The sequence below is a fragment of the Methylobacterium sp. Leaf104 genome (genome assembly GCF_001422885.1).
Classification (GTDB): domain Bacteria; phylum Pseudomonadota; class Alphaproteobacteria; order Rhizobiales; family Beijerinckiaceae; genus Methylobacterium.
In genome coordinates this window covers 189199-209781 of sequence record NZ_LMMZ01000034.1, presented here as the reverse complement: position 1 = coordinate 209781, position 20583 = coordinate 189199, and the positions used below count along the sequence as shown (strand labels likewise).

Annotated in this window: 22 protein-coding genes; 13 read left to right on the top strand and 9 right to left on the bottom strand. The window is 73.2% G+C overall.

Annotation, left to right across the window (positions count from 1 at the left end; translation table 11 throughout):
• Positions 1 to 12: 12 nt before the first annotated feature.
• Positions 13 to 1560 (bottom strand): CYTH and CHAD domain-containing protein, encoded by a 1548-nt coding sequence (locus ASF49_RS16230; RefSeq protein WP_056475049.1) that lies wholly within the window; start codon positions 1558 to 1560, stop codon positions 13 to 15.
• A gap of 252 nt (positions 1561 to 1812) precedes the next feature.
• Between ASF49_RS16230 and ASF49_RS16225 the strand changes: the two genes are divergently transcribed.
• The 10 genes from ASF49_RS16225 (at position 1813) to ASF49_RS16180 (ending at position 8101) form a co-directional block, all read left to right on the top strand.
• Complete coding sequence (locus ASF49_RS16225) at positions 1813 to 2559, top strand: TlyA family RNA methyltransferase (protein WP_056475560.1); 747 nt, start codon at positions 1813 to 1815, stop codon at positions 2557 to 2559.
• On the top strand, positions 2556 to 3818 hold the full coding sequence (locus ASF49_RS16220; protein WP_056475046.1) for a class I SAM-dependent RNA methyltransferase: 1263 nt from the start codon (positions 2556 to 2558) through the stop codon (positions 3816 to 3818). The genes ASF49_RS16225 and ASF49_RS16220 overlap by 4 nt, the downstream gene beginning before the upstream one ends.
• Positions 3819 to 3862: 44 nt before the next feature.
• On the top strand, positions 3863 to 4318 hold the full coding sequence (locus ASF49_RS16215; protein WP_056475042.1) for a hypothetical protein: 456 nt from the start codon (positions 3863 to 3865) through the stop codon (positions 4316 to 4318).
• A gap of 331 nt (positions 4319 to 4649) precedes the next feature.
• Complete coding sequence (locus ASF49_RS16210) at positions 4650 to 5072, top strand: hypothetical protein (RefSeq protein WP_056475039.1); 423 nt, start codon at positions 4650 to 4652, stop codon at positions 5070 to 5072.
• Entirely contained in the window at positions 5069 to 5470 is a 402-nt protein-coding gene (locus tag ASF49_RS16205; protein ID WP_056475038.1) for a hypothetical protein, read from the top strand. The genes ASF49_RS16210 and ASF49_RS16205 overlap by 4 nt, the downstream gene beginning before the upstream one ends.
• Before the next feature lie 101 nt (positions 5471 to 5571).
• Positions 5572 to 5832 carry a hypothetical protein gene (locus ASF49_RS16200; RefSeq protein ID WP_056475034.1) on the top strand — a complete coding sequence of 87 codons (261 nt, stop codon included), beginning with the start codon at positions 5572 to 5574 and terminating at the stop codon, positions 5830 to 5832.
• A 79-nt stretch (positions 5833 to 5911) separates the two neighbouring features.
• A complete protein-coding gene (locus ASF49_RS16195) occupies positions 5912 to 6364 on the top strand; it encodes a DUF2934 domain-containing protein (protein ID WP_056475031.1) in 453 nt (150 codons plus the stop codon).
• A gap of 227 nt (positions 6365 to 6591) precedes the next feature.
• Positions 6592 to 6879, top strand: a complete 288-nt coding sequence (locus ASF49_RS16190; protein ID WP_056475028.1) for a hypothetical protein — start codon at positions 6592 to 6594, stop codon at positions 6877 to 6879.
• A 107-nt stretch (positions 6880 to 6986) separates the two neighbouring features.
• Positions 6987 to 7661, top strand: coding sequence for an HAD family hydrolase (locus ASF49_RS16185; protein ID WP_056475025.1), 675 nt, complete (start codon positions 6987 to 6989; stop codon positions 7659 to 7661).
• Between the two features lie 230 nt (positions 7662 to 7891).
• Positions 7892 to 8101: a hypothetical protein gene (locus ASF49_RS16180; protein WP_056475557.1), complete on the top strand. Its 210-nt coding sequence runs from the start codon at positions 7892 to 7894 to the stop codon at positions 8099 to 8101.
• Positions 8102 to 8108: 7 nt separating this feature from the next.
• On the opposite strand, the gene ASF49_RS16175 is transcribed toward ASF49_RS16180, so the two are convergent.
• From ASF49_RS16175 to ASF49_RS16160, 4 genes are all read right to left on the bottom strand, one after another.
• A complete protein-coding gene (locus ASF49_RS16175) occupies positions 8109 to 8354 on the bottom strand; it encodes a hypothetical protein (RefSeq protein ID WP_056475022.1) in 246 nt (81 codons plus the stop codon).
• Between the two features lie 43 nt (positions 8355 to 8397).
• The gene (locus tag ASF49_RS23825) at positions 8398 to 8703 is read right to left on the bottom strand and encodes a hypothetical protein (RefSeq protein ID WP_056475019.1); all 306 of its coding nucleotides are present in this window, start codon (positions 8701 to 8703) and stop codon (positions 8398 to 8400) included.
• The gene (locus ASF49_RS23820) at positions 8700 to 9140 is read right to left on the bottom strand and encodes a hypothetical protein (RefSeq protein WP_056475016.1); all 441 of its coding nucleotides are present in this window, start codon (positions 9138 to 9140) and stop codon (positions 8700 to 8702) included. The genes ASF49_RS23825 and ASF49_RS23820 overlap by 4 nt, the downstream gene beginning before the upstream one ends.
• 87 nt (positions 9141 to 9227) lie before the next feature.
• Positions 9228 to 9731, bottom strand: coding sequence for a peptide deformylase (locus ASF49_RS16160; RefSeq protein WP_056475014.1), 504 nt, complete (start codon positions 9729 to 9731; stop codon positions 9228 to 9230).
• 118 nt (positions 9732 to 9849) lie between these two features.
• Between ASF49_RS16160 and ASF49_RS23815 the strand changes: the two genes are divergently transcribed.
• Positions 9850 to 10038, top strand: coding sequence for a hypothetical protein (locus ASF49_RS23815; protein WP_056475011.1), 189 nt, complete (start codon positions 9850 to 9852; stop codon positions 10036 to 10038).
• A gap of 3 nt (positions 10039 to 10041) precedes the next feature.
• Here ASF49_RS23815 and ASF49_RS16150 read toward each other — a convergent pair whose 3' ends face one another.
• A complete protein-coding gene (locus tag ASF49_RS16150; RefSeq protein WP_243214595.1) occupies positions 10042 to 14316 on the bottom strand; it encodes a translocation/assembly module TamB domain-containing protein in 4275 nt (1424 codons plus the stop codon).
• Positions 14317 to 14432: 116 nt separating this feature from the next.
• A complete protein-coding gene (locus ASF49_RS16145) occupies positions 14433 to 16352 on the bottom strand; it encodes an autotransporter assembly complex protein TamA (protein WP_056475553.1) in 1920 nt (639 codons plus the stop codon).
• A gap of 609 nt (positions 16353 to 16961) precedes the next feature.
• On the opposite strand from ASF49_RS16145, the gene ASF49_RS16140 reads away from it, so the two are divergent.
• Positions 16962 to 17171, top strand: a complete 210-nt coding sequence (locus ASF49_RS16140; RefSeq protein WP_056180426.1) for a cold-shock protein — start codon at positions 16962 to 16964, stop codon at positions 17169 to 17171.
• A gap of 221 nt (positions 17172 to 17392) precedes the next feature.
• A complete protein-coding gene (locus ASF49_RS16135; protein WP_056475002.1) occupies positions 17393 to 17767 on the top strand; it encodes a DUF6481 family protein in 375 nt (124 codons plus the stop codon).
• Positions 17768 to 17879: 112 nt separating this feature from the next.
• On the opposite strand, the gene ASF49_RS16130 is transcribed toward ASF49_RS16135, so the two are convergent.
• The gene (locus ASF49_RS16130; RefSeq protein ID WP_056474999.1) at positions 17880 to 18152 is read right to left on the bottom strand and encodes a hypothetical protein; all 273 of its coding nucleotides are present in this window, start codon (positions 18150 to 18152) and stop codon (positions 17880 to 17882) included.
• Between the two features lie 128 nt (positions 18153 to 18280).
• Positions 18281 to 20398, bottom strand: a complete 2118-nt coding sequence (locus ASF49_RS16125; protein WP_056474995.1) for a TonB-dependent receptor — start codon at positions 20396 to 20398, stop codon at positions 18281 to 18283.
• Positions 20399 to 20583: the final 185 nt, after the last annotated feature.

Below are 20583 nucleotides of genomic sequence, written 5' to 3'. Positions count from 1 at the left end.
CGCCGCCGGGCATCAGCGCCAGAACGGCTTGACGTCGACGAGCTCGGCATGGGCCTCGGCGGCCGCCTTCAGCAGCTTCCGGCCATCGGCCTCGTTGTCGCCGGCGGCGAGGCCGGCCGCGAAGGCGGTCTCGCCCGGCATCTCCTGCGGGTCGGGCACCGCCACGAGGCCGGCCAGGACCGTGTGGGCGGTCGCCTGGTCGTTGAGGGCGCCGAGGTGGTCCTGAAGGTCCGACAGGGCCGACACGAACGCCTTGTGGCGCTTGCGCAGCTTCTTCTCGGCGTAGAGGCTGGCGAAGAACTCGGCGCCGTAGCGCAGCTTCTTCGCCTCGATCCGGACGCGGTGGCGCGCCTCGACCTCCAGGCGGTCGAGGTGGCGGCCGCGCTTGCGGATGCGGCGCAGGGCCTTGTCGAGCACCTGAGCGGCGAAGGCGCTCGCCGGCCCGTCGCGGTCGGGCGTGGCCGGCCCGGTCCGCCAGGCGCCGGTCTCGAGCCAGGCGGCGATGTCGAGGATCAGGGCACGCCATTCCTGCGATTCGAGGGTGGCGAGCACGCCGTCATGGGCGCGCTCCCGCTCCGCTTCGAGGCGCTGGCGCAGGTCGTCGAGGCCGGCCTCGTCGGGGCGCCTGGCCATCTCGGCCGGCAGGGTCTCGGCCAGGAACACGTCGAGGTTCCGGGCATGGCCGAAAGGCTCGGTGATGCGCTTGATCTCGTCGCGCAGGGTCGCGGCCGCCGGGTCCTGGGCCAGCACCGGCTTGAACAGGGTGAAGGCCGAGCGCAGCCGGCGCAGGGCGACCCGCAGCTGGTGAAGCGCCTCGACGTCGCGATTGTGCAGGAAGACGTCCTCGTTCAGGCGCAGGTGGGCGAGGCACGCGAAGGCGATGGCGCGGAAGGCCTCTCCGGCGCTGGCCTCCGGCGCGAGGCGCACGGGCCGCGCCTTGCTCGGGCGGCGCAGGGTGCCGTCGAGGAGGCCGAAGCCGCGCGCCGACTTGCTGAGCGCGCCGAGGCGCAGGGGCACGGTTTCGGCCAGGGCCTGGGCTAGGGTGAACAGGTCCTCGGGCCGGCCCTCCTTGAGCTCGAGCTCGAGCTCCCACAGGGGCGCGTCGCCGTTGCGGGTCTCGATCCGGCCCTCGTCGAAGGCCACCTCGATCTGCGAGGCGCCGTAGCGCACCTGGCGGCTGCGTCGTTGCACCAGGGTCGCGAAGGCGGGGGCGAGGTCGGGCTCCTCGGCCGCCGCCAGCACGCCCGGCACCGGGGTCTCGGCCAGCGTCGCGAGGTCGGGCGCGTCGCCGGCGATGGGGCCTTCCCATTCGGCCCGGTCGAAGAGCCCCGGCGCGGTGGCGGCGGCCTTCACGGTCTGGAGCGCGCTGTCGCCGTCGCGGCGGACCCGCAGGGTCAGCCCCGCCGCGCGCAGGTCGCCGGCCGCGGTGTCGTAGTAGGTCGAGCTGAGGAAGTGGGACGTCTCGGGGGCTTGCGCCTGCAGGAAGGGGTGGCGGCCGAGCTCGGCGAGGTCGCCGCCCTCGCATGCCAGCTTCAACTCGATCTCACGCGGCGCGACCATGATGTGTCCCAAGTTTCGGCCCCGGTCCGTCATCCGCGACGGACCACCCGGCCCCCTTCACGATCGGGACAAGCCCCGCCCGGCGCAACCGTTCCGCGAGGAATCAGGCATCGCCGCCGATGTTTATGGAGCAGGGCGGCCCGGCGGCGCGACTGAAATCGTCACGATTTCGGTTCGCCCCCCGCGTCGAGTGGTGTAGCGGGAGGGAGCCGGCCCCGGGGCCGGCCGATCGGGAACATGTCGGGCGTCGTGATGAATCGGGAGCGGCTGAGGGCCGACCGCCTGCTGGTGGAGCGGGGTCTCTTCGAGAGCCGCGCCCGCGCCCAGGCCGCCATCGCGGCGGGGCTCGTCCGGGCCGACGACCAGCCGGTGGCGCGCGCCTCCGACCTCGTCGCCCGCGATGCGCGCCTCGAGGCCACCGCGCCGCACCCCTTCGTCTCGCGCGGCGGGCTGAAGCTCGCCGCCGCTCTCGACGCCTTCGGTTTCGATCCGTGCGGCCGCGTCTGCCTCGACGTCGGCGCCTCGACCGGCGGCTTCACCGATGCGCTGCTGGGCCGGGGCGCCGCCCATGTCTACGCCGTCGATGTCGGGCGCGACCAGCTCCACGCCTCGCTCCGGGACGATCCCCGGGTGACCAGCCTGGAGGGCACGGATGCCCGCACCCTCGATTCCATGGCGATCCCGCGGGCGCCGGAGCTCTGTGCCGTCGACGTCAGCTTCATCTCCCTCCGCCTGATCCTTCCGGCGATCCTGCCGCTGCTGGCGCCCGGCGCGGCCCTCGCCGCGCTGATCAAGCCGCAATTCGAGGCCGGGCGCGCCCGGGTCGGGCGCGGCGGGATCGTGCGCGATCCGGCGATCCACGACGCCGTCTGCGCCGAGATCCGCGCCGCCTGCGAGGCCGCGGGCCTTCGGATCCTCGGGCTGATCCCGTCACCCGTCGCCGGCGGCGACGGCAACCGCGAGTTCTTGATCGGAGCTCGCCTGGACCCATCGTCATGACCCAATCCCAGCCGCAGACCGAGACCCTGGAGATCCGCCGCCTCGGTGCGCGCGGCGACGGGTTGGCCGAGGACGGCACCGCCGTGGCCCTGGCGCTGCCGGGGGAGAGCGTCACGATTCAGCGAGCGGGCTCGCGCGGAACGCTCGTCGCGGTGGAGCGGGCCTCGCCGGACCGGATCGCGGCGTTCTGCCCGTATTTCGGTGCCTGCGGCGGCTGCGCGGTCCAGCACCTCGCGCCCGAGCCCTACGCCGCATGGAAGCGCGACCACCTCGTCCAGGCCCTCTCCCATGCCGGGCTCGGCGTGGTGCCGGAGCCGTTGGTCGATGCCCGCGGGGAGGGGCGGCGGCGGCTCACGCTGCACGTGCGCGCGGTGGAGGGAAGGGCGCAGGCCGGCCTGATGGCGGCGCGCAGCCACGACCTCGTCGCCATCGACCATTGTCCGATCACGGTGCCGGCCCTGCACCGGGCGCCCCAGGCCGCGGTCGCCCTGAGCGCCCCCCTGGGGCACGGGCGCAAGCCCCTCGACGTCGCCGTCACCGCCACGGAGGCGGGCCTCGACGTGGATGTCCGCGGGCACGGCCCCGCGGCCGAAGGCGTGCGCGCCGCCCTGGTGCGTCTGGCCGGGGAGCTCGACCTCGCGCGCCTGTCGCTGCACGGAGAGGTGCTGGTGGAGCGACGGGCGCCGGCGGTGACGACCTCGGGCCTGCGGCTGGTGCCGCCGGCCGGCGGCTTCCTGCAGGCCACCGAGGCCGGCGAGGCCGTGCTCACGGAGGTAGTGGTCGCCGCCCTCGACAAGAAGACGAAGCGGGTCGTCGACCTGTTCTCCGGCAGCGGCCCGTTCAGCCTCGCCATGGCGCGCAGCCGCGACGTCCATGCGGTCGAGGGCGAGGCGGCCGCCCTGCAGAGCCTCGACCGGGCGGTGCGCGCGGTTCCGGGCCTGCGCCGGGTCACCACCGAGCGTCGCGACCTGTTCCGCCGCCCGTTGCTGCCCCTCGAGCTCGACGCCTACGATGCCGTGGTGTTCGATCCGCCGCGGGCCGGCGCCGGCGCACAGGCGGCCCGGATCGCCGAATCGAAGGTGCCGCTGGTGATCGGGGTCGCCTGCGACGTCGGCACCTTCTCGCGGGACGCCGCCACCCTCGTGGCGGGCGGCTACACGCTGGAACGGGTGATTCCGGTCGACCAATTCGCCTATTCGGGCCATCTCGAGATGGTCGGCGTGTTCCGTCGCCCGAGGCCGCCGCGCAAGCGCCTGTAAGGCCCGGCGCTCGACAACCCCCCGCACGCCCTTAGGTGAGGGGCATGCGTGCATTCCTTCCTGCCCTGACCGCGACCCTCGGCCTTCTCGCCCTCGCCGGACCCGCCTCGGCGGATGTCTGCGGCGAACTCATCGACCGGGTGACCTCGGAGACCGGCGCCGATCTGGTGAAGCGGAGTGCGGATTTCGCGGAGTTCCGCGGCGCCGACGGGATCGGCATGACGCTGGCCTGCGGCGAACTCTCGGCCACCGGCGCCCAGTTCCGGGGGGCGCCGTTGCCCGCCGGCTACTTCGACCTGCTGGGACGCGCCGGCCACGCCGTCACGGGAATCGCCGCGGACGTGCTGGCGCAGGCCGGCCGGACGGCGCTCACCGCCGCCGCGACGACGCGGCACAGCAACGTCGACGCCGGGAAGGTCCTCGTGACCTGCTCGCTCTCGGGATCCCGCGAGGCGCCCGTCACCGCCTGCGCGGTGATCGAACGCGACGAGCGCCGCTAGGCCGCCCTCGCGGCCGCATGGCCGAGACGCCCTCGCGGCCGCATGGCCGAGACGCCCTCGCGGCTGCATGGCCGAGACGCCCTCGCGACCGCATGGCCGAAATGCGCTCAAGAGCGCATGGCGATGACCATGTAGCCGGAATACAGGAGGGCTGCCGCCATCAAGAGGTAGACGTTCGGTTCCATGGCCTCCTGTTAGGCTGCCCGACCACCGAGGGTCGAGCGGACGCGCTGCCGCTGCGGCATCCGGTTCGCTTCAGACCATGTTAACCCTGTCGGGTCGTACGATGGGATCTGACCGATCCCGTCGCGGGCGCCCGACCGAGGAGCCGATGCCCCGTCTCATTCCCGCATTCCTGTGCCGCGCCTGCGCGATCGCCGGTAGCCTCATCGCCCTCGCACCTGCTATCGGAGTCCCGGCGGCAGGCGTCGCCGCGGCGCAGGAACCGCTGTTCATCCGCATCCGTCCCGGTGGCGAGCCGGCCCTCGGACTCGGCGGGGGCGGCGCGTTCGACGAGGCCGCCGCCCAGGCCGCGCGCGCCCGGAGCGAGGCGGTCTGGCAGCGGGCGGAAGCGCGGTCCCGCATCGCCATCGCCTCGGTCTGCACCGGCTGCCTCACGGCCCTCCCGCCGGCGGTGCCACCGGTGCCCGCGCCGGCCCCTTCCGTCCGCACCGATGCGGGCGGCCCCACGCCCATCGCGGCCGATCCCGCGGCCGCTCCCCTTCCGCCCCTCGCACAGGCAGACGCTCCATGACGCAGTCCCATCCGACCAGCGGCGCCGTTCCCGATCCGGACTGCCCGGTCTCCCTCGAACTCCTCGGCCAGGTCTACCGGGCGGACGAGGACGACCTGCCGGAGATCCTCGACGCCATGTCGACGACGACGCGGGCGCGGCTCGCCGTGTACCTCTACGGCAAGAGCCACATGCACCAGCTCGGCCTGCGGGTGGCGCGGGCCTGCGAGCGCGAGGACCTCGTGCGCGTCGCCGACGAGATCGGCTCGGTCGTCTACGGCCAGTCCCGCCTGAAGCCGGCGCGCCCGGCGACGCCGAGCCCGGCCGCCGCGCCGCCGAAGAAGATCAGCCTCGGCGGATCGGGCACGAAGAAGATCAGCCTCGGCGGATCCGGCGCGAAGAACCGCCTGTTCGACTGAGCCGGCCCGCTCCCGCATCCCTGCCCTCGGGTGCAAAACCCCGTCCCTGATGCCGGGCCGCCACGATGGTCCGGCGAAACCGCTTCGAAGAGTGATGGCTGATGTTCGGTTCCTGGTGGAAGCTCGGCATGGACGCGACCCTGCTCGCCATGGAATCGCAGCAGGTCATCGGCCTACGACTCGCCAAGCTGTCGACCGGCGGCGCCGCCGCGCAGGCCGAGGCCCAGCGCATGATCACCGAGAAGATCATGGCCGCGAACGAGGCGGCCCTGCTGATCGCCACCGGCGGCTCCACCGCCCGCGTCGTGGCCGGCTATCGCCGGAAGGTCCGGGCCAATGCCCGCCGCCTCTCGAAGGGCTGAGCCGGGGCGGTTAACCCCCGCTTAACCATCCGGTTTCATCCTCGCCCGGGACGACGGACCGCAGGGACGAGGAGAGACCATGAACCCCTTCGAGCAGCAGGTGCGCGAGCGCGCCTATTACATCTGGGAAGACGAGGGCCGCGTGATCGGCCAGGCCGAGGCGCACTGGCTGCGTGCGGAGAACGAGATCCTGACCCCGTCGCGGACGGGCGTCGAGGTGCTCCAGGCCGCCACCGCGGACGTCACCCTCTCGGCCAGCCCGGCCGTGGTGCTCGCCGAGACCCTGAAGGCCAAGCCGAGCCGCAGCCGCAGCGCCAGCGCCAAGGTCGAGACCAAGGTGAAGGCGGAGACCGGCACGAAGGCCGCCGAGGCGGGCGCCGCGAAGGCGCCCGTCGCCAAAGTCGCGGTGGCCAAGGCCGCGGCGACCAAGGCCCCCGTTGCCAAGACCGCCGTCGCGAAGGCCGCCGTGACGAAGGCTCCGCGCGCCCCGGCCCGCAGCCGCGCCGCCGAGAGCGTCGCCACCGTTCATTGAGGGAGCGGGCCGGAGCGTTCCGGCCCCGGCCCCGCACGATCTTCGAAGCCCGCTTCGCCGGACCGGCGGGGCGGGCTTTCTGCTGTTTGCGGCGGCGGGTCCCGCCCGGGGAGGCAGGTCCCGTCCGGGGAAGGCCAGGAACGAAGGAAAACCTTGACCGTTGTCAGGCCAGACCCAGACACGCGCCCGTGGTCCCCGGGACCGCGCGCTTTCCCAGCCGAGGCCCCATGAAGACGACGCTCTCCACCCTCCTGGCCCTCAGCCTCGCCGGCCTGCCGATCGGCGCCGTGGCGGCGCCGGTCGGCTATCGCGACGGCCCGGCCTTCATCGACGTCGACACCACCGGCGGGGTGGGCGGGCGTGCCCCGTGGAGCCGCTCCTACGAGTACGATTCGGGCGGCGACAACGATCGCCGACCGGAACTGCCCTATTATCAGCAGGGCCGCGGCCAGCAGACCGGCGGGCCGGCCCGCAACCTGCTGCCCGATGACGGACTGCACATCTTCCCGCGCTGATCCCGCGAACGTTTCGCTCGTCCGGCGCGGAACAGGCCGGTTCGCCATCCGTTCGCCCACGGAGCGCCGGTGTTTCGTCCGGCGCGCGACGGGTTCGGAACGACGCGATGACCAAGACCGTGCGGGCGGTGATCTTCGATATCGACGGCACCCTGCTCGACAGCGTCGACCTCCATGCCCAGGCCTGGGTCGACGCCTTCGCGCATTTCGGGGTCACCGTCAGCCACGACCAGGCCCGGAGCCAGATCGGCAAGGGCGGCGATCAACTCCTGCCCGTCTTCCTCGACGAGGCCCGGATCGCGCGCGAGGGCGAGACCATCGAGGCCTACCGCTCGGACCTATTCAAGCGCGACTACCTGTCGAAGGTGAAGCCCTTCCCGGGCGTCTCCGCCCTGTTCGAGCACCTGAAGGGCCAGGGCCTGACCGTCGCGCTGGCCTCGTCCGGCAAGGCCGCGGAGGTCGAGCACTACCAGTCGCTGATGCAGGTCGAGGACCTCACCGACGTCGTGGTCACCTCCGACGACGTCGCGCGTTCGAAGCCCTTCCCCGACATCTTCCAGGCAGCCCTGGAGAAGCTCGCGCCGCTCACCGCGGCGCAGGCCGTGGTCATCGGCGACACCCCCTACGACGCCGAGGCGGCCGAGAAGGCCGGTCTCCGGACCATCGGCGTCCTCTGCGGCGGCTTCCCGGAAGCCGATCTCGGCGCAGCCGGCTGCATCGCGATCTACCGCGACCCGCAGGATCTCCTCGACGGCTACGTGTCCTCGCCGCTGGCGACGTGAGCCGTCGCCCCGATCTTGATTCGGACTGGGTCGGTGGCGAATCGGCCACGTCCGGAGCGGAATCAGGGTCGATCCACACATTTCCCGTTTTAATCCGGCTTTGTTCCGCCGCGCAGGGCAGGATTGCGTGCCGGCTATGGATAGATGGCAAAAAACCCTGGCGCGGGGTCCGGCGATGGCGTAGCAGGCCGCCCGTGATCGCGCCCGATCACGCCACGGATCCGCGGACCATGCCCCAGCCGGCCCAGACGTACCCGACTTCGCTTCCGGTCAGCGAGCCGACCCCCCTCCGGGCGCTCATCGATGCGGCGGTCCAGGACCGGACCACGCCGATCAGCCGGCTGCTCCGCCTGATGGCCGCCCTCGACGCGGACACCAACGACAACGAGAATCTCCGGCACGTCCTGCGCGCCCGGATCGGCGCCCCCCTCAGCGTCTGAGAGTTGCTCAGGACGCCCGCGGCCGCCGGCGCGGACCGGGCTGCGCGCGCTTCATGCAGGCGAAATAGAGCTGCCGGCCGATCGCGTAGAGGCCGAGCCCCTTCGGATCGGGTGTCGAGAACACCCGGTTCCGCGCCTCGGTCCGGCAGGCGGCATCCTGCGGACTCTGGATCGGCGTCGATTCCCCCTGTGCCAGCGCCGCCGACGCCGTCGCGACCAGGAGCGCCGCGAAGGCCGGCCCGGTCCATCTCATCGCTCGTTCCATCGATCCACACTCGTCATCGACCGTGACCGCGTCAGGGCAGTACCCAGGCGCAGGCGCCTTCGTCCGCCACGCCGAGGCATTCGAAGGGCGCCCCGCCCACCATGGCGCGGTGCTCGGCGGCGCCGATGCGCGCGCGCGCGATCCGGCGGCAGCCCGGATGCCGCGGCAGGGCCGCCTCGGCCGCGGCCCGGTCGCCGCTCGCCATCAGCACCCGCAGCTCCACCAGGGTCCGGCAGGCGACGACGTCGGTGGGCTCGACAGCCTGCGCCCGGACGGCGGAGCCGGCGGCGAGCGCCAGCAGGGCGGCCGCGCGGCCGAGGCGGAGGGTTCGGGTCATCGGCGGGCCTTCTCCGGCTGCGGGGCTTTGTCGGATGGAGCGGCCTTGTCGGAGGCCCGCGCCTTGTCGCCCCCGCGAGGCCGCGGCCCGGCCTCGACGGGCTTCGCCGTGCCGGCGACGACCCAGTGGCAGACGCTCGTGGTCCGCAGGGTCAGGCAATCGTAGGCGTTGCCGTTCAGCGTCAGATGCTCGGCGATCCCCGCCACCGCGTCGCGCGGGATGGTCGCGCAGCCGAGGTGGTCGGCCTTGTCGTCGGCGAGCAGACCCGCGGCGGCGGCCGCATCGTCCTTGCTCTCGCGCAGCAGCAGCCTGAGATTCGCCAGCGAGGGGCATCCGATCGCCGGAGCGACCGCGGGCGCCGCCTCGGCGGGCAGGGGCGCGGCGGCCAAGGGCGCGGCGAGCGCCAGGGCGAGCAGGACGGGACGGAGCGGGGGCATCAGCGCGAATCTCGGCGGGGCGGCTGTCCGGACGGGAAGCCAAGCATAACGCGCCTGCGCCGAAAGCGTCCCCCGACGATCGCGTGTTCAGCCACCGGGGCGCCGCAGCTTGGCGAAGCGCTTGATCGCGCGGTCGCGGCGCAGGCGGGACAGGCGCTCGATCCAGAAGATGCCGTCGAGCTGGTCGATCTCGTGCTGGAGGCAGGCGGCCCGGAATCCCTCCGCCTCCTCCTCGCGCGCGGCGCCGTCGAGGTCACGATACGCCACCCGGACGCGAACGGCGCGATCGACCACGTCCATGACGCCCGGCATCGACACGCTGCCCTCCTGCTGCGGGCCGCGCTCGGGCGAGGCCCAGGCGATCTCCGGGTTGACGTAGGCGGTCACCGGCTCGCCGGGCTCCATCCGCAGCAGCACCAGGCGCTGCGCCCGGCCGATATGCGGCAGGGTGAGGCCGAGGGCGGAGACCGCCAGCATCACCGCCTCGAGCTCGCGGGCCGAGGCGCGCAGGGCCTCGTCGAACCGCGCCACGGGCTCGGCGACCAGGCGCAGGCGGGGATCGGGATAGATCAGCAGGGGCGAGGCGGACAAGGCGGCGGGTTCCGGTGCGGGAGGGGCGTCACGGTTGCGCGAGGCGGCGTCGGGGCCGGCCTCCTGGCCCGTGGCTTGCGGCGTCCGGGCCGAATGACACAGCCGACCCGGAGACGGAATGGCCGAACCCCGCAGCGAGACCCGATCCCCCGCGCCGGCGGGCCGGTTCCCGCGGCTGCGCGATTCCGGCGAGGTCATCCTCGTCGCGCTGAGCACGCTCCTCGGCATGCTCTGGGCGATCGTCCTCGTCACGCATTTCAACGGGACGCTGAGCAGCGTCGGCCAGTGGCTCTGGCTGACGCGCTGAGGCTCAATATTCCCACTCGGCGCCGACGCCGACCGCGGTGCGGCCGTCGCTGCCGGCCTCGCCCTGAATCTTGACCCGCCGGGTCACGTCGTAATCCACCGTCGCCGCGGTGTCGGCGGGCTTGGCGCCCGCCTTCACGCCGACGCTGAGGCGGTCGCTGAGATAGCGCGAGGCCCCGAGGGCCGGCCCGCCGCTGGCGCCGGTCGAAACGTCGAGGCTGTCGAGCCCCAGTCCCTTGCGCGCCTGCTCGAACACGTCGACGCCGCCGGCCCCGCCGGAGAACTGCGCCACGGCCTGGGCGAGCTGCAGGGCCTGGAACGGCGACAGGCCCCCCGACGCCTTCTTGAACAGCAGGCGCGACAGCACCTCGTCCTGGGGCAGGCTCGGGTCGGAGGTGAGGAGGAAGCTCGGCTGGTTGGCCGGGCCCGTCACGGCGATCCGGGCCGTCACCTCGGCCGCCTTGGTCTCGGCGACGAAGTCGAGATCGGGCGTGGCGATCTCGCCGCCGAAAGTGAGGCGCCCGCGGGTGAAGTCGAGGCGCTGGCCGACGACGCTGAGGCGGCCGCGGCGCATCTCGAAATCGCCGGTGGCCACGGGATCGCGCGAGGAGCCCGTGAGGCGCAGCGCGCCGCCGAGCTCGGCGTCGATGCCGCGCCCGCGCACGAAGATGCGGTTCGGGGCGTTCACCGCGATGTCGAGGGTGGCGTCGAAGGGCGGGGCGACCTTGCCGCGCTTGCCGAGGGCCGCGACCTTGGCCCGGCGGTCGGCCCGCGCGGCGAGGCGGGCGCGCACCTCCGGCGGCGTGTTCACCCGGCGGATCTCGGGGAGGGGCTGCACGGTGGCGGGCAGGCGGTCCGGCACCGAGACGTCGACCGAGACGAGGTCTATCCGGCCGGCGATCTTCGGGGTTCGGGCGAGGGGCCCGGTGAGGGCGATGTTGAGGCTCGCCACCGCGGTCATGAGCGGGCTGGAGACGAGCTCCGCCCGCTCGGCCGAGACCCGGAGCGAGCCCGGAAAGCCGGCGGCGGGCTCCAGGGCCACCCGGCCGTCGCCGCGCAGGGTTCCGCCATTGCGGGTCTGGGCCGTGAGGCGTTCCACCACCAGGGTGTCGCCGCGCCCCGTCACCCGGCCCTCGATGTTGGTGAGGCGGATGCCCTGGAGCGGATCGGTGAATGCGCCGCCCGTCAGCGTGGCGGCGCCCTCGGCGCGGGGCGCGGCCAGCGTGCCGGTCACGCCGGCATCGAGGGCGATCCGCCCGGCGACGCGCTGGCCGCCGACGCTGAGCAGGCTGTTGGCGAGCGCCGCGTCGAGGGTGCCGCGCAGCTTCACGGCGAGCGCCTCGCCGGGGGCCACGGGCAGCGAGCCGGTCACCGTCATCTCGGCCCCGCGCCCGGCCGAGACCCGCCCGTCGATGCCGGCGCGCCCGTCGCTCACGGTTCCGCTGGCCCGGGCGTCAATGGCCGGCAGGCCGGCCTTGCGGGTCTCGGGCGTGACGAGGCGGGCGACGGCGAGCGCGTAGCGCCCCTCGGGGCGGTTGGCGGAGCCGCGCAGGTCCGCTTCGCCGTCGAGGGTGCCGGTCAGCGCGAGACCGGGCGAGGCGATCCGGGCCAGCGCCAGGGGCAGGCTGCGGATGCCGAGCTTGAGGTCGAGGGCCTGGCCGACCCGGCCGGACAGGCTGAGCCGGCCGCTGCCCGCGGCCACCACGAGGTTGTCGATCACGGCCGAGCCGCCGTCGAGGGTGACGCTCGCGGGGCCGGCCAGCGCCAGGCGGTCGCCGCCCCGGGCGGCGGAGAACCGGGCCAGGTCGATGCGGGTGCGTTCGCCGGGCACCAGGCGGGCGGCGCCGTCGAGGTCGAAGCCGCGTGCCTTCGCCGTCAAGGTGATGTCGCTCGCGCTCGGCGCCCCCACCGCCACGAGGCGGATGGTGTCGAGGCTCTGTCCCGCGGCGACGATCCGGTCGGCATTCACCCGGCCGTCGACCACCGGCCGGGCCAGCAGGTCGCGCCCGGTGAGGTCGGCCTCGAGGCGCGACAGGCCGATCTCGCCGAAGCGCAGCGAGGCCCCGCTCCCCTTGATGGCGGCATCCTGGCGCCCGCCGGCCCGCGACAGGGTGACGGCGGCGTCGAGGTTGCCCGCCATCGGCGTCAGGGCGAGGGGCGCGAGGTCGTCGAGATTGCCGGCCGCGAGGGTGAGGGCGCCGTCCGTGAGGAGGGTGCGGGCGTCCACCGAGGCGCGGCCGTTCAGGGCGACGGAGCCGAGCCGGAAGGCGAGGCGGTCGAGATTCCAGTCGTCGGGCGTGCGGCGGGCCAGGTGCGCGTCGCCCTGGAGCGCCTTGCCGGCGACGTCGCCGGACAGGCGCAGGGTGCCGTCCAGCGCTCCGGTGAGATCCTTCAGCGCCGCTTCGACCCGCAGGTCCCGCAGCGGCCGGCCGAGGGCGCGCGCCTCCCCCGCCGTCAGGGTGGCGGTGAGGTCGGGCTTCTCCAGGGTGCCGCTGAGCCGCCCGTCGAGGAGCGCGCGCCCGGCGAGCTTGGGGTCGAGGGCGGACAGGTCCTTCAGGTCGACCACGAGCTTGGCGTCGGCGAGGCGCGCGGTGGCGCGGCCGTCCAGGCGTCCGACGATCTCGGCCCCCTCGAAGCGGGCGCCCTCGAAGGCGTAGCCGTCATAGACCTGCGAGAGCCGGCCACTGAAGCGCGGCGCGGCGCCGAGGGTGCGGTCGAGGGCCGGGAGCGAGAGGGCGAGGCCGCTGGTGCGCAGGTCGACATCGGCGCTGACCGCCTTGCGGGCCGGGTCGCCGGTCAGGGCCGCGCGCGCCGTCAGGGTGCCGGCGAGGGGCCGTCCGGCGACGTCCGAGAAGGCCGCGAGGTCGGAGAGTGCCGCATCGACCGTGCCCGTGAGGGTGTTCTGGCCGATGCGCCCGGCATAGGCGGCCTTCGCGGTGGGTCCGTCGAGGGTCAGCTGGGCGACGTCGAGGATGCCGTCGGGCTGCAGGGTGCCGCGGAAGGTGAGCGCGGCCCGCGATCCGATCGCTCGGCGCAGGGCCGGATCGGCGAGGCGCAGGCCGTCGACCTTCGCGTCGGCGGACAGCGCGAAGCGGGCGACGGAGGGGTCGGAGCCGGCCGGCAGCATCGACAGGGTCGCGTCGACCCGCTCCAGGGCGGAACCGCCGGCGCGCAGGCCCGCGGCCTTGAGCACGCCGTTCACGGTGGGCCGCGCGATCGCGCCCTTCAAGCTGCCGTCGAAGACCAGGGTGTCGAGCTCGGCATCCGCCGCCCTGGTGACACCGCCCTCGGTGGGCACGGCGCGGGCGGAGACGAGGAAGTCGGCCACCCGGTCGGCGGTGAGCGTCCCCTTGGCATCCAGGCGGGCGGTGCGGGAGGTCAGCTCCAGGCGGTCGATGCCAAAGGCGCCGCTGTCGGCGAAGCGCAGCCCGCCGTCGAGCTTGGTCGTGCCGGAGAAGATCGCCGCGGCCGGGCCGGGCAGCAGCCCCTCGATCCGCGAGGCGAGGTCGAGGGCGAGCCGCCGCTCGGCGCCGATGCGGGAGATGCGCGCGGTGCCGCGGGCGCCGAGGTCCGGGCCGGCATCGAAGTCGAGGCGGGCATTCCAGGCGTCGAGCGTTCCGCGCCCGTCGAGGTCGAGGTTGATCGGCGGCGTGCCGGGCAGGTTGGCGGCCTTCGAGAGAAGCCCGCCGGCGGGTTCCACCAGGGTGGTCTTCAGTTCCAGGGTCTCGCCCTTGGGCACGAAGAGCAGTCGGGCGCCGAAGCGCCCTTCGGCGTCGAGGCGGCGCACCGCGACATCGAGGTCGAGGCCTTCGGAGGGCGCACCGAGCTTCGCCCGGCCTTCGGCGCCGAGGCGGGCCGGCTGTCCGGCCAGCGCCTCGCCGAGCACGAGTTCGGCGAGTTTGAAGGCCTTCACCTCCACCTTCACCGGGAGATCGGGCAGCAGCGATCCGTCCGGCTCCGGCGTCGCCGAGACCGGGGCGGGGAGGGGGCGGCGCAGAACTTCGAGGCGGCCGACCTCCAGGCTCTCCACCTCCAGCCGGCCCGAGAGCAGGGCGAGGCGGCGCCAGACCAGGCGCGCCCGGTCGAGCTTCAGCCAGACGCCGTTGGCATCGCTGATCGCGACATCGCGGATCGTGGCATCCGAGGACAGGGCGCCGTCGACGGCGCCGATGGCAACCCGCGAACCCGGCGTCGACAGCGCCTTCGACAAGAGCCCGCCCAGCACCGTCTTCTCGCCGTCGTCGGCGCGGGTGAGCGTGGCCGGGGTCGCGGCCAACATGGACAGGCACAGGACGGCGGCGAGGCGCAATCTCCCTCTCCCGGTCGCGGGGTAGGGTGCCTGCGGAGCGGGCGGGAGAGCCGCGATCCGAGTGGTCCGTGCGGTCCGGATGCCCATCAGAAGGACTGCCCCAGGCTGATGTACAGGGCCACCGGGCGCTCGTGATTGCCCTTGATGCGGTCCATCGGGAAGGCGACGTCGACGCGGATCGGGCCGATGCCGGTGTAGTAGCGCAGGCCGAGGCCGACCGCGTAGCGGATGCGCTCGTCGAAATCCGGCAGGCTGCCGGCGAAGGCGGTGCCGGCGTCGATGAACGGCACCACGCCGATGGTGTCCGTGACCTTGATGCGCGCCTCCACCGAGGCCTCGAGCAGGCTGCGGCCGCCGATGGGCAGGTTGAAGGGTCCGCGCGGCCCCAGCGTGCGGTAGGGGAAGCCCCGCACCGAGCCGCCGCCGCCGGCGAAGAACCGGATGTTGGCGGGGATGTCCTCGAGGTTGGCGCCCGAGATCGAGCCGAAGCCGATGCGGCCGGCCAGGATGTAGCGAGCCTCGTCGTCGAAGGCGTAGTAGGTCGAGCCCTGCGCCTTGGCGACGAAGATCGACGGGTCGGAACCGAGGAAGCCCGCATAGGGCGTCGCCGAGGCGGTGAGGCGCACGCCCTCGGTCGGATCGAGCAGGTTGTCGGTGGAATCGTAGCTCACCGAGAGCGGCACGCCGACGAGGCGGTAATCGACCTTGCCGAGGGCGTCCTGCGAGCGGCCCGCCTGCCCGTCGACGCCGATCTGCGCGAAGAAGCTGTCGGAGAAGCGGTGACGCAGGGCGACGGTGCCGCCGGCCGCGTCGCTGACGTAGGATTGCTGCGCCTCCCGGCCCGCGAAGACGTTGGCGATGAAGTCGTTGCGGGTGCCCCAGAGGGCCGGCTTGACGAAGGTGGCCGAGAGCCGGCCGCCGAGGCCGTTCGAATCGATGCCGGCGGCCTTGCGCTGCTTGGCGTAGAGGTCGTTGCCCAGGTAGTAGATGTCGGCATCGACCCGGAAGGTCTCGCCGCCGCCGAACAGGTTGCGGTTGGCGTAATAGGCCCGGATGCCCGGGCCATCGACGGTGGAGTAGCGGGCCGCGACGCCGATCAGGTTCTTCTCGCGCTCGGTGACGTCGACGAAGATCGGCAGGTTGCCGGAGGGGTCGAGCGTCTCGCCCTCGCGCACCCGGATCGAGCCCAGCCCCTCGACCTTGGCGACCGAGCGGCGGATGTCCGACACGGCCTTGGGCGAATACGGGTCGCCCGGCTCGGCGTAGATGAACGAGCGCACCACCGCCGGGTCGATGTCCCTGGTGCCGCGCACCGCGACCGCGCCGAGGCCGGCGATCGGCCCGGGATCGATCGTGAAGGTCACGTCCATGACGTGGGCCGCGTCGTCCACCACGGGGTCGCGGGAGACCGCCTTGGCGAAGGGATGGCCCAGCGCCCGGAAGCGGTCGACGATCTTGGCCTCGCGGGCCAGCACCGTGGCCGAGCGGGCCGGCACGTCGTCGCCGGTGCGGGTGAAGCGCTCGGGCAGGACCTCCGCGGGGAAGGGGTCTCCCCGCGGGTCCCGGGCCGCGACCGAGCGCAGGGTGTAGAGCGGGCCGGGATCGACCACGACCTTGACCGGCACCAGGGCGCGGGACCGCGACCCCTCGGCCGCGCGGGCGGCCGGGACCACGGTGGATTCCCCCGCCAGCACGACGCCGTCGACGCGGATCGTCACGGTGCCCTGGTAGTAGCCGTAGCCCGAGAGCACGTCGGCGAGGCGGCGCTGGTCGGCCTCCGCCCGGCGGACCAAGCCCTCGCCGTCCGGCGGGGCCTCCTGGCGCAGGCGATACAGGGTCGAGGTGTCCTGGAGCGCGCGCAGGACGTCGTCGTCGTCGATGCCGGAGAACTTGACCGTGTAGGGCAGGGCGCCCGCGCTCGGGGCCGGCGGCTCCTCCTCGGAACCGAACAGGCCGAACAGGTCGAAGGCCGAGGCCGGGTCGGTCGCCGGCCCACCCGCGGCCAGGCCGAGCGCGAGCGCCCACGCGGCACCCGCGCGCCTCCAGGCCGACGCTCGCCGAATCCGCCCCCGAATTCGCGTCACGAATGGCCGTTCCCGCGAGCCCGGCGCGGCTGCGCCTCCGGCCCTGGTCGCTGCGTCGCAGGCCCCGCCATCCCATCCCCTCTCGGGCCGCGGCCTCGCCGCCGGTCCCGCATCCCCATCGTGCTTCCGGGTCCTTCGGACCCCCGTCCCTTGCCCGACAGCGTACCGTTCCGGCCCCGGTGCAGCAACCATTGCGGGCTCGGTCACCCCCAGGCGCAGCGCCGGTTGCGCGCTTCGCCGCAGGCGCGGGGTCCTGCGCGCACGCTTTCGTCGGCCGGCTAGGGAACCCAGCTTTGCCTGGCGCCTTGTCCCTGCGTCGCAGGCTTCCTACGTTTGTAACCATCGCTCCATGGCCGGATTTCACCGGGTCGCACACCCGCCATTGCGTCAGGACTGCCCGACAGGCCTGTCCGCGGGTGCCGCTTCGATCTCATCCCATTCGACGACCCTGCGCTTCGGGCGCCCGCGCGACCATTCGCGGGCGCCGGGCAGCCGATGGCAGGCAAATCAACGCTTCAGGAGAACAGCACCATGAGCACGGGCACCGTGAAATGGTTCAACGAGACCAAGGGTTACGGCTTCATCCAGCCGGATGACGGCGGCAAGGACGTGTTCGTCCACATCTCCGCCGTCGAGCGCGCCGGCATGCGCAACCTGATCGAGGGCCAGAAGGTCTCCTACGAGATCGAGAGCGACCGGCGCACGGGCAAGCAGTCGGCCGGCAACCTCCAGGCCGCCTGATCCGGGGATCTGGATCCCGACGGTGCCGGAAGACCGAGGCATCGTTTCAACAACCTGTCGGAAGCCGCTCGCCGAGGAGCGGCTTCTGTTGATTCTCGGCAGGCAGTCAGGCATTTGGCTGTTGCGACGCAAGACAATCCGAAAACCTGATTCCTCCCACGGCCCCATGCCGCGCGTGCTCCACGCCGGATGCGGGCGACACACCACACGAGAAAGGTCAGATGGGCGCCTTCGACTACAGGAATTTCGACGACCGCCGTAAGAACTCCCTCAGCGCCAAGCAGATGCTGCTGGAAAAATTCAAGGCCCGTCCTCCGGCCGACGATCCGGAGATGGTCGCCAAGGCGCAGGCCCGCGCCGAGATCGCCCGCGCCCGCGACGAGCGCGCCCGCGAGCGTGAGGCCGCCCGGATCGCCGCCGAGAAGGCCGCGGCCGAGGCGAAGCGCGCCCGCGAGGAGGCGGAGCTCGCCGCGCAGATCGCGCGCGAGGAGGCCGAGGCCCTGGCTGCGGCCGAGGCGAAGGCCGCCGAGCTCGCCGCCAAGAAGGAGGCCCGCGACGCCCGCTACGCGGCGCGCAAGGCCAAGGCCCGCCGCTAGGTTTCGCACGGGGCCGCCGACCTTCGGCGGCGCCGGGACCGGAGACGAAAAAGGGCCGACGCAGCGCGTCGGCCCTTTCTCTTTGGACGATCGCAGGCGGCGGGACGAACCCTCAGGCCTCGGTGCGGCCCTCGGACTCGTGGTTCTCCGTCTCGCCGTCCTCGGTCTCGGCGGTCTCGTGCGCCTCGGTCTGGGCCTCGGCCGGCTCGGCGGTCTCGCCCTCGGGGCGCGGTCCGGCCTTGAAGGTGCGGCGCGGCGCGTTCGCGCGCTTCATCTGCACCGGCTTCTCGATGGCACCGAGGCGCTCGGACAGCAGCTTCGCGCGCTCGTTGAAGTCATTGGTCGAGCGCGACTGGGACGCACCGCTCTTGAACGCATTTGCCACTTGGGCCTCATGGAGTTGCCCAGGGCACGGGGTCGTGCGGGGTTGCGATCTTCTAGCATGCCCGGCGCTCCGCGTCGGCTTTTATCTTCGGGGCCGGCCTCGACAGGCGAAGACGACCCCCCGTCATGCTAAAATCGCGCCGTGAGGAACAGCCGCACGTTGCGGCCGGGCAGCAGGATCTCGTCCTTCTTGAACGAGGCCGAGTTGCGGATGCGGTCGTCGAGCAGGTTGCGGCCCTGGAGGCCGAGGGTGACCTCGCTCATGCCGTAGACGGTCGGATCGAGGGGCTTGGTGTAGCTCACCTCCGCGCGCAGGTCGTCGAAGCCCGGCGTCACCGTCTCGATCGGCGCCACCTCGGTATGCGCGAAGGCGTGGAGCAGGTTGACCCGGGCGTACCAGCCGTCGGCGCGCACGAAGACGCCGCCGCCCAGGCGGTGGGGCGGGATGCGGGGCACGAAGGTGCCGTCGTCGAACTGGGCACGCACGAAATCATACTGCGCATCGAGCCCGGCGAAGCCGTTGCCCACCGGGATCAGGTCGAGTTGCGCGCCGATCTCGGCCCCGTAGAAGGTCGCGTTGCGCTGGGAATAGACGATCTGCTGCAACTCGTCGTCGCTGCCGCAGGACGCGAAGTCGTCGCCGCAGCGGATGCCGGTGTCGCGCTTGTAGATGAACCCCGTGTAGCGGGTGTAGTAGCCCGTCGCGTCGAGGCGCAGCGGTCCCTCCGCGCGCCGGATACTCGCCTCGACGGTGCGGGCGCGCTCCTTCTTCAGCCGGGCATCGCCGATCTCGAAGGTCTCCGTGGCATCGTGCGCGCCGCGCGAGTAGAGTTCGAAGGCGGTGGGCGCCCGCTCGACGAACGAGCCGTTCAGGCTCGCGACGAAGCCGTAGGGCAGGTCCTGCAGGGCGCCGAAGCTCACGCTCTTCGGGGCGAACCGGCGCCGGCGGCCGAAGGCCAGGGGCTCCTCGCCCGCCACGGGCAGGAAGTCGCCCGGGAAGGCCGTGGCGGTGCCGGTGGAGCGGTCGCCCTCGATCCGTCCGGCCGCCTGCAGGCGCAGGCCGCCGGCGAGGGCCAGTTCCTCGAACAGGTAGACGGCGTTGCTGCGCGAATCCGTCGGTGCCAGCAGGCCGCCGGCTTCGCCGGCGGTGCCGAGCGTGCGCCGCCCGGCCTGGAGGCCGAGGGCGCCGGTGAGCGTGCCGAAGGGGAGGGCGACGGGCACGTGCTGGAGTTCGATGCGCCCTTCCGCCTCGCGGTTCTTGAAGGTGGCGCGGATGCCGTCGACCCCGTCCTCGCCGAGGCCGGTCTCGTCGTGGCGGTAGACGGAGCCGCCGAGCCAGAAGCGCACGGCCGCGATCGGCCCGTCGAGGGGGCGGTACTCGCCCCGGGCGAGCAGCCGGTCCTGGCGAGGATCGAGGCGGGTCCGGCTCTCGGCGGCCGCGCCGCCGGGAATCTGGTAGAGGGCGTCGTAGTGGCTGTAGGACAGGCCGACGAAGCCGCGGTCGCCGATGAACGACATCCCGACCGCGCCGCCCTGGCTCTCGTTGGCGGAGTTGCGCTGGATGCCGCCCGGAATGGCATAGCTGTCGGCCGCGGTCCGGAAGCCGTCCGCGTGGACCGCGACGTTGCCCGAGCCGCCATCCACCGTCACGGCCGCGAGGCGGCCGTTGTCGACCGAGGAAAATCCGGTGGTCGCCGAGCCGGAGACGCCGCCCGCCGGGATGTAAGTCGGCACCCGGTTGTTCTCGGCGCTGACCACTCCGCCGATCGCCTGCGAGCCGAAGCGCAGCGAGGCCGGGCCCCGGATCACCTCGATGCGGTTGGCCACCAGCGGGTTGATCGGCACGCCGTGGTCCTCGCCGAGCTCCGAGACGTCCTGGATGCCGACGCCGTTCTCCTGGATGCGGACCCGGTTGTTGTCGAGGCCGCGGATGATCGGCCGGCTCGCCGCCCCCGGCGCGTAGGTCGACGCCGAGATGCCGGGCCGGTCGGAAAGGGCGTCGCCGAGGGTGCGCGGCTGGTCGCGGGCGATCTGCTCGGCCGTCACCACCGTCACGGGCGAGAAGGTGTTGGTCACCACGGGCAGGATGCCGATGGGCGGCCCGGAGGCCGGCCCGGAGCCCGCCCGCGAAACGATCGGGCTCGGCGAGGTGACGCTGAGCTCCTCCAGGGTCGCCTGCGCCTGCTGGGCTCCGGCCGGGCTCGCGCCGACGCCCGTTCCCGCCAGGACCGCCCCGGCCCATACCATCCGCGATCGCCGCACCCGCCCACCTCGTCCAAACACGTTATAATGTTTCATGTGGCAGATGTTATAGTGTGACAAGGGCGAAGCCGCCGACTGATGAGCTTCGCAGTGTGGTGTGGCCGGCGCACATCACCCCGAGCCACCGGCATGTCCCTCTCGCACCCATGGACCGAAACGAGGGATCGCCC

Excerpts from the sequence above, each read along its gene's own strand:
- ASF49_RS16230 (WP_056475049.1), bottom strand. The coding sequence starts at position 1,560 with ATGGTCGCGCCGCGTGAGATCGAGTTGAAGCTGGCATGCGAGGGCGGC.
- ASF49_RS16225 (WP_056475560.1), top strand. The coding sequence starts at position 1,813 with ATGAATCGGGAGCGGCTGAGGGCCGACCGCCTGCTGGTGGAGCGGGGT.
- ASF49_RS16220 (WP_056475046.1), top strand. The coding sequence starts at position 2,556 with ATGACCCAATCCCAGCCGCAGACCGAGACCCTGGAGATCCGCCGCCTC.
- ASF49_RS16215 (WP_056475042.1), top strand. The coding sequence starts at position 3,863 with ATGCGTGCATTCCTTCCTGCCCTGACCGCGACCCTCGGCCTTCTCGCC.
- ASF49_RS16210 (WP_056475039.1), top strand. The coding sequence starts at position 4,650 with ATGCCCCGTCTCATTCCCGCATTCCTGTGCCGCGCCTGCGCGATCGCC.
- ASF49_RS16205 (WP_056475038.1), top strand. The coding sequence starts at position 5,069 with ATGACGCAGTCCCATCCGACCAGCGGCGCCGTTCCCGATCCGGACTGC.
- ASF49_RS16200 (WP_056475034.1), top strand. The coding sequence starts at position 5,572 with ATGTTCGGTTCCTGGTGGAAGCTCGGCATGGACGCGACCCTGCTCGCC.
- ASF49_RS16195 (WP_056475031.1), top strand. The coding sequence starts at position 5,912 with ATGAACCCCTTCGAGCAGCAGGTGCGCGAGCGCGCCTATTACATCTGG.
- ASF49_RS16190 (WP_056475028.1), top strand. The coding sequence starts at position 6,592 with ATGAAGACGACGCTCTCCACCCTCCTGGCCCTCAGCCTCGCCGGCCTG.
- ASF49_RS16185 (WP_056475025.1), top strand. The coding sequence starts at position 6,987 with ATGACCAAGACCGTGCGGGCGGTGATCTTCGATATCGACGGCACCCTG.
- ASF49_RS16180 (WP_056475557.1), top strand. The coding sequence starts at position 7,892 with ATGCCCCAGCCGGCCCAGACGTACCCGACTTCGCTTCCGGTCAGCGAG.
- ASF49_RS16175 (WP_056475022.1), bottom strand. The coding sequence starts at position 8,354 with ATGAGATGGACCGGGCCGGCCTTCGCGGCGCTCCTGGTCGCGACGGCG.
- ASF49_RS23825 (WP_056475019.1), bottom strand. The coding sequence starts at position 8,703 with ATGACCCGAACCCTCCGCCTCGGCCGCGCGGCCGCCCTGCTGGCGCTC.
- ASF49_RS23820 (WP_056475016.1), bottom strand. The coding sequence starts at position 9,140 with ATGCCCCCGCTCCGTCCCGTCCTGCTCGCCCTGGCGCTCGCCGCGCCC.
- ASF49_RS23815 (WP_056475011.1), top strand. The coding sequence starts at position 9,850 with ATGGCCGAACCCCGCAGCGAGACCCGATCCCCCGCGCCGGCGGGCCGG.
- ASF49_RS16150 (WP_243214595.1), bottom strand. The coding sequence starts at position 14,316 with ATGTTGGCCGCGACCCCGGCCACGCTCACCCGCGCCGACGACGGCGAG.
- ASF49_RS16140 (WP_056180426.1), top strand. The coding sequence starts at position 16,962 with ATGAGCACGGGCACCGTGAAATGGTTCAACGAGACCAAGGGTTACGGC.
- ASF49_RS16135 (WP_056475002.1), top strand. The coding sequence starts at position 17,393 with ATGGGCGCCTTCGACTACAGGAATTTCGACGACCGCCGTAAGAACTCC.
- ASF49_RS16125 (WP_056474995.1), bottom strand. The coding sequence starts at position 20,398 with ATGGTATGGGCCGGGGCGGTCCTGGCGGGAACGGGCGTCGGCGCGAGC.